Origin of the sequence: Limimaricola litoreus, assembly GCF_024159025.1 — a bacterium.
Classification (GTDB): Bacteria; Pseudomonadota; Alphaproteobacteria; order Rhodobacterales; family Rhodobacteraceae; genus Limimaricola; species Limimaricola litoreus.
The window spans coordinates 1-12,238 of sequence record NZ_JAMYXC010000213.1 but is presented as its reverse complement, the minus strand read 5'-3'; the positions used below and the strand labels follow the sequence as shown (position 1 = coordinate 12,238).

General features: G+C 68.5%; 13 protein-coding genes and 1 pseudogene. 12 read left to right on the top strand and 2 right to left on the bottom strand.

The window, feature by feature from the left end; all coding sequences use genetic code 11:
• Positions 1–106 precede the first annotated feature (106 nt).
• From cyoE to NHG85_RS13920, 9 genes are all read left to right on the top strand, one after another.
• On the top strand, positions 107–1,075 hold the full coding sequence (cyoE, locus tag NHG85_RS13960) for a heme o synthase (RefSeq protein WP_253333385.1): 969 nt from the start codon (positions 107–109) through the stop codon (positions 1,073–1,075).
• A gap of 6 nt (positions 1,076–1,081) precedes the next feature.
• The gene (locus NHG85_RS13955) at positions 1,082–1,288 is read left to right on the top strand and encodes a cytochrome c oxidase system small membrane protein (protein ID WP_253333383.1); all 207 of its coding nucleotides are present in this window, start codon (positions 1,082–1,084) and stop codon (positions 1,286–1,288) included.
• A complete protein-coding gene (locus tag NHG85_RS13950; protein WP_253333381.1) occupies positions 1,285–1,902 on the top strand; it encodes a cytochrome c oxidase assembly protein in 618 nt (205 codons plus the stop codon). The genes NHG85_RS13955 and NHG85_RS13950 overlap by 4 nt, the downstream gene beginning before the upstream one ends.
• Before the next feature lie 25 nt (positions 1,903–1,927).
• Positions 1,928–2,728, top strand: coding sequence for a cytochrome c oxidase subunit 3 (locus NHG85_RS13945; protein WP_253333379.1), 801 nt, complete (start codon positions 1,928–1,930; stop codon positions 2,726–2,728).
• A gap of 91 nt (positions 2,729–2,819) precedes the next feature.
• Positions 2,820–3,488, top strand: a complete 669-nt coding sequence (locus NHG85_RS13940) for an SURF1 family protein (RefSeq protein ID WP_253333377.1) — start codon at positions 2,820–2,822, stop codon at positions 3,486–3,488.
• Positions 3,489–3,505: 17 nt separating this feature from the next.
• A complete protein-coding gene (gene thrC, locus NHG85_RS13935; RefSeq protein WP_253333375.1) occupies positions 3,506–4,894 on the top strand; it encodes a threonine synthase in 1,389 nt (462 codons plus the stop codon).
• Positions 4,891–6,156, top strand: coding sequence for a M16 family metallopeptidase (locus tag NHG85_RS13930; RefSeq protein WP_253333373.1), 1,266 nt, complete (start codon positions 4,891–4,893; stop codon positions 6,154–6,156). Before thrC ends, NHG85_RS13930 begins: the two co-directional genes overlap by 4 nt.
• The gene (locus NHG85_RS13925) at positions 6,156–6,740 is read left to right on the top strand and encodes a GNAT family N-acetyltransferase (RefSeq protein ID WP_099274059.1); all 585 of its coding nucleotides are present in this window, start codon (positions 6,156–6,158) and stop codon (positions 6,738–6,740) included. The genes NHG85_RS13930 and NHG85_RS13925 overlap by 1 nt, the downstream gene beginning before the upstream one ends.
• 27 nt (positions 6,741–6,767) lie before the next feature.
• Positions 6,768–8,177, top strand: coding sequence for an FAD-binding oxidoreductase (locus NHG85_RS13920; RefSeq protein WP_253333371.1), 1,410 nt, complete (start codon positions 6,768–6,770; stop codon positions 8,175–8,177).
• Positions 8,178–8,295: 118 nt separating this feature from the next.
• Here the strand turns inward: NHG85_RS13920 and NHG85_RS13915 are convergent, their stop codons facing one another.
• On the bottom strand, positions 8,296–8,826 hold the full coding sequence (locus NHG85_RS13915; RefSeq protein ID WP_253333370.1) for an adenine phosphoribosyltransferase: 531 nt from the start codon (positions 8,824–8,826) through the stop codon (positions 8,296–8,298).
• 202 nt (positions 8,827–9,028) lie between these two features.
• Here NHG85_RS13915 and NHG85_RS13910 point away from each other — a divergent pair, with 202 nt between their 5' ends.
• Entirely contained in the window at positions 9,029–10,621 is a 1,593-nt protein-coding gene (locus tag NHG85_RS13910; protein ID WP_253333368.1) for a SulP family inorganic anion transporter, read from the top strand.
• Positions 10,622–10,711: 90 nt separating this feature from the next.
• On the opposite strand, the gene NHG85_RS13905 is transcribed toward NHG85_RS13910, so the two are convergent.
• Complete coding sequence (locus tag NHG85_RS13905) at positions 10,712–11,317, bottom strand: flavin reductase family protein (RefSeq protein ID WP_253333366.1); 606 nt, start codon at positions 11,315–11,317, stop codon at positions 10,712–10,714.
• Between the two features lie 136 nt (positions 11,318–11,453).
• Here NHG85_RS13905 and NHG85_RS13900 point away from each other — a divergent pair, with 136 nt between their 5' ends.
• Both NHG85_RS13900 and NHG85_RS13895 read left to right on the top strand, forming a co-directional pair.
• Positions 11,454–11,954 carry a GNAT family N-acetyltransferase gene (locus tag NHG85_RS13900; protein ID WP_253333365.1) on the top strand — a complete coding sequence of 167 codons (501 nt, stop codon included), beginning with the start codon at positions 11,454–11,456 and terminating at the stop codon, positions 11,952–11,954.
• A 31-nt stretch (positions 11,955–11,985) separates the two neighbouring features.
• Positions 11,986–12,238, top strand: a pseudogene (locus NHG85_RS13895) (EcsC family protein); the annotation flags it as partial.

Here is a 12,238-nt window from a genome sequence, read left to right as displayed (position 1 = left end):
GCCCGACATGACGACCGGCCGGGAGCGCCCGACCGTGCCCGGGGGCCGCGCCCCCGCGACCGCGCCACCAGCGACGGCGGATGATGACCGCCGGACGGGAGCCCGCATGACCGATGCCAGCATGACCGACCTGCGCTACAAGGGCGCGCCCGAAGCCTCCATTGGCGACTACTTCGCGCTCTTGAAGCCGCGGGTGATGTCGCTCGTCGTCTTCACCGCATTGGTGGGTCTCGTGGTGGCGCCCGTGCCGGTGCATCCTTTCCTGGGCTTCGTGGCGGTGCTGTGCATCGCCGTGGGCGGCGGCGCGTCCGGCGCGCTCAACATGTGGTGGGACGCCGACATCGACGCGATCATGCGGCGCACCAAGTCGCGCCCGATCCCGTCGGGCAAGACCACGCCCGGCGATGCGCTGGCGCTGGGCCTCACGCTGTCGGGCTTCTCGGTGGTGGTGCTGTTCCTCGCAGCCGGTCCCCTGGCCGCAGGGCTTCTGGCCTTCACCATCTTCTTCTATGCCGTCGTCTACACCATGTGGCTCAAGCGTTCGACGCCGCAGAACATCGTCATCGGCGGTGCCGCGGGCGCCTTTCCCCCGATGATCGGCTGGGCCGCGGCCACGGGCGACATCGCGATCGAGAGCGTGCTGATGTTCGCGCTGACCTTCATGTGGACGCCGCCGCATTTCTGGGCACTGGCGCTGTTCGTGAAGTCCGATTACGGCGATGCGGGCGTGCCGATGCTCACCGAAACGCATGGCCGCCGCTCCACCCGCCGTCACATCCTCGCCTACACAGTGCTGCTGGTGCCGGTGGCGCTGGGGCTCGGTTTCACCTCGATCGGCGGGCCGATCTACCTTGCCGTCGCGCTGGTTCTGAACCTGCAGTTCCTCGGCGGGGCCTGGCAGCTGCTGCGCCGGACCGAGGCGCAGGCCGAGGCCGACGGCTATGCCGCCGAGAAGAAGGTCTTCAAGATCTCGCTCGGCTATCTCTTCCTGCATTTCGGCGCGCTTCTGATCGAGGCGGCGCTGCGTCCCTGGGGCGGTTCCTGGCAGATCCTGTCGGGGCTGGTCGGGGCATAAGGAGACATGTCCATGCGTGTCGAACATGAATTGCATCACCGCCGCCGGGGCCGCAACTGGGGGGTCGGGCTGCTGCTCGTCGCCTTCGTGGCGCTGATCTTCGGCCTCACTGTGGTCAAGACGCTTAGCCTCGGCAGCATCGTCGAGCTGGAGAAGTTCGACCATGTCGCGCGGCCGCAGCTGGTGCCGCAGGGCGGGGAGGCCGGACAATGAGCGCCGAGCAGGACCGCCGCATCCGCCGCACCGCGCTGCAGACCGTCGGCGTCGTCCTCGTGATGGGCGCTCTGGCCTGGGCGGCGGTGCCCTTCTACGACTGGTTCTGCCGGGTCACGGGCTTCGGCGGGGTCACTTCCGTGGCCGAGGCGGGCTCGGACACCGTGCTCGATCAGACCATCACCGTGCGCTTCGACGCCTCGCTCGAGCGCGGCATGCCGTGGGAGTTCAAGCCCGTCGAGCGCGAGATGGAGATCCGCATCGGCGAGACGGGGCTTGCCTTCTACGAGGCGCACAACCCGACCGACCGGCCCGTCGCGGGGCAGGCGGCCTACAACGTCGCGCCCTATTCGGCGGGCGGCTATTTCGAGAAGATCGAATGCTTCTGCTTCACCGAGCAGGTGCTGCAGCCGGGCGAGACGGTGATGATGCCGGTGAGCTTCTTCGTGGACCCCGAGATCGTCGAGGACCGCGAGGCGAAATATGTCCACGAGATCACGTTGAGCTATACCTTCTACGAGATCGACCTTCCCGAAGACACGCAGACGGCGGCACTGGCGCCGGGCAACGAGTCTTTGACACGAACCGCCGGTCAGGCGATAGAGCAGAACTGAACGAAAGGCCCGAGGGACTGACGCAATGGCGCATGAGAAGAACCACGACTACCACATCCTGGCCCCGTCCATCTGGCCGTTCATCAGCGCCATCGGCGCCTTCCTCATGCTGTTTGGCGCGGTCACATGGATGCACGGCTCCGGCCCCTGGCTGTTCCTGATCGGCCTCGCGGCGGTGCTCTACACCATGTATGGCTGGTGGGCCGACGTGGTGGGCGAAAGCCGCATCGGCGACCACACCCCGGTGGTGCGGATCGGCCTGCGCTACGGCTTCATCTTCTTCATCATGTCCGAAGTCATGTTCTTCGTGGCGTGGTTCTGGGCCTTCTTCAAGAACGCGCTCTATCCCATGGGCCCGCAAAGCCCGATGATCGACGGCACCTGGCCGCCCGAGGGGATCACCACCTTCGACCCGTGGCACCTGCCGCTGATCAACACGCTGATCCTGCTGTGCTCGGGCGCGGCCGCCACCTGGGCGCACCATGCGCTGGTGCATGAGAACAACCGCAAGGACATGCGCAACGGCCTCGCCATCGCGATCGGCCTGGGCCTGATCTTCACCGCCTTTCAGGCGCTGGAATACTGGGAAGCGCCCTTCACCTTCGGCGGCAACGTCTATGGCGGCGTGTTCTTCATGGCGACGGGCTTTCACGGCTTTCACGTGATCGTCGGCACGATCTTCCTCGCGGTCTGCCTGATCCGCTTGCAGCGCGGCGATTTCACGCCCGAAAAGCACGTCGGCTTCGAAGCGGCGGCCTGGTACTGGCACTTCGTCGACGTGGTCTGGCTGTTCCTGTTCTTCGCGATCTACGTCTGGGGCAGCTGATCGGGGCAGGGCGCCCGCGCCCGACCGATCACGGCCCATCCGATACGGACGCGCGGGCCTCTCGCGCGTCCTTTTCATTTCCGGAGACACCATGCGCCGAACGATCCTACCGCTGCTCATGGGCCTCGTCGGATGCGCCATCCTCGTCTGGCTGGGTGTCTGGCAGATGCAGCGCCTGTCGTGGAAGACCGAGATCCTCGCCGATCTCGATGCGCGCATCCTCGCGGCGCCGGTGCCGCTCTCGGGTCTCGATACCGCCGACCCGCAGGCGCAGCGCTACCTGCCCGTGGTCGCGCAAGGGCGGCTGACGGGCGAGGAACTGCACGTGCTCAGCGCCGCCGACGGGCCGGGCTACCGGGTGATCGGCGTGCTCGACACCGACCGCCGGCGGGTGATGGTGGATCTGGGCTTCGTGCCGCTCGGCGCCAAGGATCTCGGTCGCGGCGCGCTTGACGTGATGGTCACCGGCAACCTGCACTGGCCGCAGGAGGTCGACGACTGGACCCCGGCCCCCGATATGCCGGCCAACATCTGGTATGCCCGCGACGTGGCGCCGATGGCGGCGGCGCTCGGCACCGCACCCTTGATGATCGTGGCGCGGCGGCTCACGCCCGAGGTCGGAACAACCCCCATGCCGCTTGACAGCGCCGCCGTGCCGAACGACCACCTCGGCTACGCCATCACCTGGTTTTCCCTGGCCCTCGTCTGGGCCGTGATGACCGGTCTTTTCTTGTGGCGCGGCCGCCGCCCCGCCTCCTGACGTCGAAGGACAGATCCATGCGCTACGTCTCCACCCGGGGCCAGGCCCCGAGCCTCTCCTTCGAAGAGGCCATGCTCACCGGTCTTGCCCGCGACGGCGGGCTCTATGTCCCCGAGACCGTGCCGATGTTCGACCGCGGCCAGATCGCGGCGATGGCGGGTCTGCCCTACGGGGAGGTCGCCTTCCGCGTCATGCGCCCCTTCATCGGCGAGGCCTTCACCGATGACGAATTCCGCGAGCTGATCGCCAAGGCCTATGCGGGTTTCGCCCATCCTGCACGCGCGCCCCTAAAGCAGCTCGGTCCGAACCATCACCTCATGGAGCTGTTCCACGGGCCGACGCTGGCCTTCAAGGACTTCGCCATGCAGCTGATCGGCCAGCTGTTCCAGGCCTCGCTCGAACGTTCGGGCGAGCGGATCACCATCGTCGGCGCCACCTCGGGCGACACCGGCTCTGCCGCGATCGAGGCGTTCCGCGGGCTGGCCAATGTCGACGTGGTCATCCTCTACCCGCATGAGCGCATCTCGGAGGTGCAGCGTCGCCAGATGACGACCCCCTCGGAGAGCAACGTCCACACCCTCGCGGTCACCGGCGATTTCGACGATTGCCAGGCCGCGTTGAAGGACATGTTCAACGATTTCGCCTTCCGCGACGAGGTGCGCCTGGCGGGCGTGAACTCGATCAACTGGGGCCGGGTGCTGGCGCAGGTGGTCTACTACTTCACCGCCGCGACAAGCCTCGGCGCGCCGCATCGCGAGGTGGATTTTGCCGTGCCCACCGGCAATTTCGGCGACATCTATGCAGGCGACATCGCCCGCCGCATGGGGCTGAGCATCGGCAGGCTGGTGATCGCCACCAACCGCAACGACATCCTGCACCGCACCCTCCAGAGCGGCGAGCATCGCAAGTCGGGCGTCACCCCGACGATCAGCCCCTCGATGGACATCCAGGTCTCCTCGAACTTCGAGCGCGCCCTGTGGGACGCCTACGGCCGCGACGGCGCGGCGGTGGCCCAGCTCATGGACGAGCTCAAGCGCGATGGCGGCTTCGCGGTGAGCCAGGGGGCGATCGGGCGGCTGCGCGACGGCTTCGCCTCGGGCCGCGCCTCCGAAGACGAGACGCGCGAGACGATCCGCCGCATCCATGCCGAGACGGGCGAGCTCTTGTGCCCGCATTCCGCCGTGGGCGTGCATGTGGCCGAAGGGAACATGGGCGAGAACCCGATGGTGACGCTGGCCACCGCGCATCCCGCGAAGTTCCCCGACGCGGTCGAGGCCGCGACGACGATCCGGCCGCCCCTTCCAACCCGCATGGCGGGGCTGTATGACCGGCCCGAGCGGGTGACGCGCGTGGACAACGACCTCGCCGCCCTGCAATCCGTCATTCGGGAGAAGATCGCGCGGTGAGTGTTCAGCTTCACACCCTTCCCAACGGCTTTCGCATCGCCACAGAGCGGATGCCGGGGTTGAAATCCGCCGCGATCGGCATCTGGGTGCTGGCCGGTGGCCGCCACGAGACCGCCGACCAGAACGGCATCGCGCATTTCCTCGAACACATGGCCTTCAAGGGCACCAAGACGCGCTCCGCGCTCGCCATCGCCGAGGCGATCGAGGACGTGGGCGGCTACATCAACGCCTATACCTCGCGCGAGATGACCGCCTATTACGCCCGCGTGCTGGGTCAGGACGTGCCTCTGGCGCTCGACGTGATCTCGGACATCCTCTTGAATCCGGTCTTTTCCGAAGAGGAGATCGAGGTCGAGCGCGGCGTGATCCTGCAGGAGATCGGCCAGGCGCTGGATACGCCCGACGACATCATCTTCGACTGGCTTCAGGAAGAGGCCTATCCCGACCAGCCGCTGGGCCGGACCATCCTCGGCCCCGCCGAGCGGGTGGCGAAGTTCAGCCGCGCCGATCTGGCGGAGTTCACGCGGTCCCACTACGGTCCCGGCCAGCTGATCCTCTCGGCCGCGGGCGACGTGGACCACGATGAGATCGTGGCCATGGCGGAGCGGCTGTTCGGCGGCCTCGCGCCGCGCGTCACCGCGCCGATCCAGCCGCCCGCGCGCTTCATGGGTGGCGAGAAACGGGTCATCAAGCCATTGGAGCAGGTGCATTTCGCCATGGCGCTCGAGGGGCCGGACTACCGCGACCCGGCGATCTACACCGCGCAGATCTACGCCACCGCGCTCGGCGGCGGCATGTCCTCGCGGCTGTTCCAGAAGGTGCGCGAGGATCGCGGGTTGTGCTACACCATCTTCGCGCAGGCCGGGGCCTACGAGGACACCGGCATGACCACGATCTATGCCGGCACCTCCGCCGACGAGATTGGCGATCTGGCGCGGATCACCATGGACGAGATGAAGCGCGCCGCCGACGACATGAGCGAGGCCGAGGTGGCCCGCGCCCGCGCGCAGATGAAGGCCGGGATGCTGATGGGGCTGGAAAGCCCGTCGAACCGGGCCGAGCGGCTGGCGCGGATGCTGGCGATCTGGGGCCGGGTGCCGGGCGTCGAGGAGGCGGTCGAGAAGATCGACGCCGTCACCGTCGAGGCGGTGCGCGCCTTCGCCGCCCATGCGGCGGGCGGGGCGGGCAGCGCGCTTGCCCTCTACGGCCCGGCGGAAAAGGCACCGCATCTGGCGGAGCTGAAGGAAAGGCTCGCCGCCTGATGCTGGGCCAGCGCCGGCGGGTCCAGATCGAGACCGAGCGGCTGACGCTGCGCCCGCCCGCGCATGGCGATTTTCGCGCATGGGCGGCGCTGCGCGAGGATTCGGCCGCGTTTCTCACCCGGTGGGAGCCGACCTGGGCGCCCGATCACCTGACCCGGCGCGCCTTCACCAACCGCGTCTACTGGGCCCAGCGCTCGATCAGCCAGAACACCGCGCTGCCATTGTTCCTGATCCGCCGCGAAGACCAGATGCTCCTTGGCGCGATCACGCTCGACAACATCCGCCGCGGCCCGGCACAGGCCGGCACCACCGGCTACTGGATCGGCGCGCCCTTCGCGCGGATGGGTTACATGCGCGAGGCGGTGCAGGCGCTGGTGCACCACGCCTTCACCGTAATGGATCTCAGCCGGATCGAGGCGGGCTGCCTGCCCGAGAACACGCCCTCGCGCCGATTGCTGGAACGCTGCGGCTACAAATACGAGGGCGTGGCGCAAAGCTACCTGCAGATCGACGGGCGCTGGCGCAACCACGTGCTTTACGCCAATCTGCGCGCCGACAGGCGTGGCCGCACCGAGACCGGCTGACGCGACAAGGCCCCCGAGGAGACCGCCATGCTCAACCCCGCCACGCCAGAGTTTCTCGACACGCTGCGAGACAGGCTGCCCGAGGCGGCGTTCCGCACCGCCGGACCGGAGCATCTCGAAGAGCCGCGCGGCCGCTACCGGGGCGCGGGGCTGCTGCTTGCGCCGGGCTCGACAGAGGAGGTCGCGACCATCCTCAAGGCCTGCCACGCCGCGCGCATCGGCGTGGTGCCGCATGGCGGCGGCACCGGCCTCGTTGGCGGACAGGTGATGCAGGGCGGCGCGGCGCCGGTGATCCTGTCGCTGGCGCGAATGGATGCGATCAGGGATGTCTATCCCAGCGAGAATGTCATGGTTGCCGAGGCGGGCGCGATCCTCGCCGATGTGCAGCAGGCCGCGCGCGGGGCGGGGCGGATGTTCCCGCTGTCGCTCGCCTCCGAGGGCTCGGCCCGGATCGGCGGGCTGCTCGCGACCAACGCGGGCGGGCTCAACGTGCTGCGCTACGGCAATGCCCGCGCCCAGTGCCTCGGGCTCGAGGTGGTCACGGCGCAGGGCGAGGTCTGGCACGGGCTGACCCGGCTCTACAAGGACAACACCGGCTACGACCTGCGCGATCTCATGATCGGCGCCGAAGGCACGCTCGGCGTGATCACCGCCGCCGCGCTGCGCATGGCACCGGTGCCCGCGGCCTCGGGCACGGCGCTGTTCCAGGTGGCCTCGCCGCGCGCAGCGCTCGACCTGCTGGCGCTGGCACGCGACCGCGTGGGCGACAATGTCACCGCCTTCGAGCTGATGCACCGGCAGGGGCCGGAGTTCCTGATCGAGGCGGGGTTGGAGGCGCGGGTGCCGCTCGACCCGCTGCCCGAATGGATGGTGCTGGTGGAGCTGGGCCTGCCCGAAGGGCTCGCCCCGGAGGACAGCCTCGCCGCGATCTTCGAGGCGGCGGTGGAGCAGGGGATCTCCGAGGATGGCGTCATCGCCTCCTCGCAGGCGCAGGCCGAGGCGCTCTGGGCAATCCGCGAGACGATCCCGGAAGCCAACCGCCGGATCGGCTCGATCTCCTCGCATGACATCTCGGTGCCGCTCTCGGCGCTGCCCGATTTCATCGCGCGGGGCGGCCCGGCCTTGCAGGCGCTGGGAGAGGTGCGGATCAATTGCTTCGGCCATCTGGGCGACGGCAACCTGCATTACAACGTCTTCCCGCCCGAGGGCCGCGACCGGGGCGATTACGAGGATATCAGGCCGAAGGTGAAGGAGGTCGTCCACGACCTCGCCCATGCCTTCGGCGGCTCGGTCAGCGCAGAGCACGGGATCGGCCGGCTCAAGGTCGGCGATCTGGAGCGCTACGGCGATCCGGTGAAGCTTACCATGATGCGGGCGATCAAGGCTGCGCTCGATCCGAACGGCATCCTCAACCCCGGTGCGGTGCTGCGCGGCTGAGGTCGGATTTGCGTATTTGGAGAAAGATGAACGAGGGAGGCGCGCCCCATGGTTCATGTTCCCTCAAATACGCAAATCCCGCCGACGATCCCGAGGGCCTTGCTGCGGATGAAGCGCCTCAGTCGCCCGCATAGGCGCAGAGTGCCTCGACCCGGTGCCCGAGCCCTTCGAGCAACTTGCGACCGCCAAGATCCTCAAGATCGATGACGAAGGCACAGGCCACCACTTTGGCACCCAAGCGCTCGATCAGCTTGATGCCCGCCTCCGCGGTGCCGCCAGTGGCGAGAAGATCGTCGACCAGCAGCACCTTCTGCCCCTCGTGCAGCGCGTCGTCATGCAGCTCGACCTCGGCCTCGCCGTATTCGAGCTTGTAGGACTGGCCGATGGTCTTTCCCGGCAGCTTGCCCTTCTTGCGGATCGGCACGAAGCCGGTGCCGAGCCGGTCGGCCAGCGCGCCACCCAGGATGAAGCCGCGCGCTTCCAGCCCCGCGACGGTGTCGATCTCGAGCCCCTCGCAGGCCGCGACCAGCCCCTCGATGGCAAGGCGCAACCCGTCGCGATCGGCGAAGAGCGTGGTGACATCGCGAAACATGATCCCCTCGTGCGGGAAATCGGGGATCGTGCGGATGTAGTCGGTCACATGGGCCATGACGGCTCCTGTCTGGGGGCGCGGCGCGTGGGCCGGGGCGTCTCTGGTCTCGGGCCCGGGGGCGGGCGGCGCGTTGATAATGCGCATGTGGCGCGTTGCGAACCCCGATTCGGGGAAACGGCGCGTTTGCGGGTTCCGTCAGCCGCGCGGCTGGGCTATGCCGCCACCGCAGCCCGAAGACCCAGCAATCGAAAGTGAGCCGATGAGCCGATCTCCCCTGGCCATGGTGGCCGATGCCGTTTCCTCCGAAAACGCCCCGGCGTTGCCGAGATCGGCCGCCGATTACAAGACCGAGATCCTCTCGGGCCTCACCGTGGCCCTCGCGCTCGTGCCCGAGGCGGTGGCCTTCGCCTTCGTTGCCGGGGTGAACCCTCTGGTCGGTCTCTATGCCGCCTTTCTCGTCGGCATCATCACCGCGCTGATCGGCGGGCGGCCCGGCATGATCTCCGGCGCCACCGGCGCGCTCGCGGTCGTCATGGTCAGCCTCGTGGCGGATCACGGGGTCGAATACCTCTTTGCCACCGTGGTGCTGATGGGCATCCTGCAGGTGCTCGCGGGCGTCTTCCGGCTGGGCAAGTTCATGCGCCTCGTGCCGCATCCGGTGATGCTCGGCTTCGTCAACGGGCTCGCGATCGTCATCGGCCTGTCGCAGCTTGAACAGTTCCATGATCCGTCCACGGGCGGCTTCCTGTCGGGCTTTCCGCTGGTGCTGATGCTGGGGCTCGTGGCGCTGACCATGTTCATCATCTGGGTCATGCCGCGTTTCACCCGCGCGATCCCCGCGCCGCTCGCCGCGATCGGCATCGTCGCGGCGCTGGTGATCGGCTTCGGCCTGCCGGTGCCGCGCGTGGGCGATCTGGCGCAGATCTCGGGCGGGCTGCCCGAGTTCTCGATCCCGCTGGTGCCGCTGAACTTCGAGACCTTCGGCATCATCCTGCCCTATGCGCTGATCCTCGCCGCGATCGGCCTGATCGAGAGCCTGCTGACGCTCAACCTCGTGAGCGAGATCACCGGCAAGCGCGGCGGCGCGAGCCAGGAATGCGTGGCCCAGGGCATCGCCAACGTCGTCACCGGCTTTTTCGGCGGCATGGGCGGCTGCGCGATGATCGGCCAGTCGATGATCAACGTCTCCTCGGGTGGACGCACGCGCCTCGCCGCGGCCTCCGCCGCGATCTTCCTGTTGTGCTTCATCCTCTTCGCCGCCCCGGTGATCGAGCAGATCCCGCTCGCCGCACTGGTCGGGGTGATGTTCATGGTCGTGATCGGCACCTTCGCCTGGAACACCTTCCGCGTGATGCGTCGGGTGCCGCGGGTCGACAGCGTGGTAATCGTGCTGGTGACGGTGATCACCGTGCTGACCGACCTCGCCACTGCCGTCGTCGCGGGTGTGATCGTCTCGGCCCTGGCCTATGCCTGGCAGAACGCCACCCGGATCGGCGCGCGCACCTTCCGCACCGATGACGGCGCCAAGGTCTACAAGGTGCAGGGGCCGCTCTTCTTCGGCTCGGCCGACGGCTTTTCCGAGCTGTTCCAGGTCGAGGCCGATCCCGAGCACGTGATCGTCGATTTCGAGCACAGCCGCGTGGCCGACCAGTCGGCGCTGGCCGCGATCGAATCCATGGCCGATCGCTACACCAAGGCGGGCAAGCGGCTGGTGCTGCGGCATCTGTCGCCCGACTGCCACGCGCTCCTTCGCCGCGCGGGCCAGCTCGTGGTCGAGAGCGACGACGATCCCGCCTACGGCGTCGCGGTCGATTACGACGTGCAGCCCGGCGCGCTGGGCGGCGGGCACTGAGACACGGGCCTGCGCCGTCAGGTGAGAAACGAAAGAGGGGCGGCCCACCGGGCCGCCCCTCTTTCGTTCAGGCCCTGATCGGTGCCGGCGTCACTGCCCCGGCCGGGTCAGGCTGAACAGTTCGGTCACGCGGGAATAATCGCGGTAGCCCAGCCGTGCGAGCGGCTGGAAGGCGGTGACGTCGAAGCGGCCCTCGCGGATGCAGTCGTCGCGCATGTGCACGCCCGTCACCTCGCCGATGGCCATGAAGTTGTGGTCGCCTTCCAGATCCACGATCTTCACCAGCCGGCATTCGAGCGAGGCGGGGGCATTCGCCACGCGCGAGCAGGCGATGGTCTGGCACTCGGCCCGGTCGATGCCGGCGCAGGCGAACTCGTCCTCCTCCTTGGGCCATGGCCCCGAGGTCGCGTTCATCGCGTCGCGCGCGGCGTATTCGACGATGTTGACGCAAAACTGCCCCGTCTCGCGGATGTTGAACATCGAATCCTTCGACCAGGGCCGGTCCTCCTTGGCCGAGGTCGAGGCGAACATCACCTGCGGCGGGACATAGGCCACGGCGTTGAAGAAGGAGTAGGGCGCGAGGTTTTCGCTGCCATCGGGCCCACGCGTCGAAACCCAGGCGATGGGGCGGGGCGAGACGATGGCATTGAAGGGGTTGTGCGGCAGGCCGTGGCCGTCCTCGGGGCGGTAGAACATGGGTTTCCTCCTAGATCGCGCCAAGACCTAGCGGGCGGGACGGGGCGGGTCCAGCGATGGGGTGAGTTTGCACCGCCCCCCGGCCATGCTAGGCCGCGCGCGCGGCGTCCATCGCCGCTGGGGAAAGGGACGACGCATGGCCGAGATCGCGCGAGAGCAGCCCGGCGACCATCACGAGGTCGAGGCGCTCTACGACCTGTGCTTCGCACCCGGCCGCGAGGCGCTCTCCTCCTACCGGCTGCGCGACGGGGTGCCGCCCGCGGCCGATCTGTGCCTCGTCGCGCGGGGGCGGGCGGGCGAGGCCGCGGGCGCGATCCGGACATGGCCGGTGTGCATCGGCGATGCGGCGGCGCTGCTCCTCGGCCCGATCGCCGTGCATCCGACGCGGCAGGGCGAGGGGCTGGGCGGGCTGATGATCTTCGAGGTGCTGGAGCGCGCGCGCGCGCTCGGCCATCCGCGCATGATGCTGGTGGGCGACGCGCCCTATTATGGCCGCTTTGGTTTCGCGCGGCTCGACGGCGTGATCATGCCGCCGCCGACCAACCCCGAGCGGGTGCTGGGCATCGCGCTGCGCGAGCGGGCCTGGGACGGCATCGAGGGCGAAGTCACGCCGGCCCGGGAGAAGAGACCGGATTGAAATTCCGGTCCCGCACCCCAACTATGCGCGCATGAGCACCCCCATGCGCGAGATCAACCCCGACACCCCGGCCGAACCGCTCGACGAGGATATCCGCGCCGAAATCTCGGCGCTGGCCACGCGGCAGGCGCGCGCGGGCCGGGGGCTGATGCGGATCGTCAACCTCGCGGGCGACCGGGTCGAGAACGGGATGCGGTTGCTGCCCAAGCCCGCGCGGGCGCGGATCGAGACGGCCGCGCGGGCTGCGCTGTCGCGCAGCTACGACCTCGCGTCGCGGACGCGGG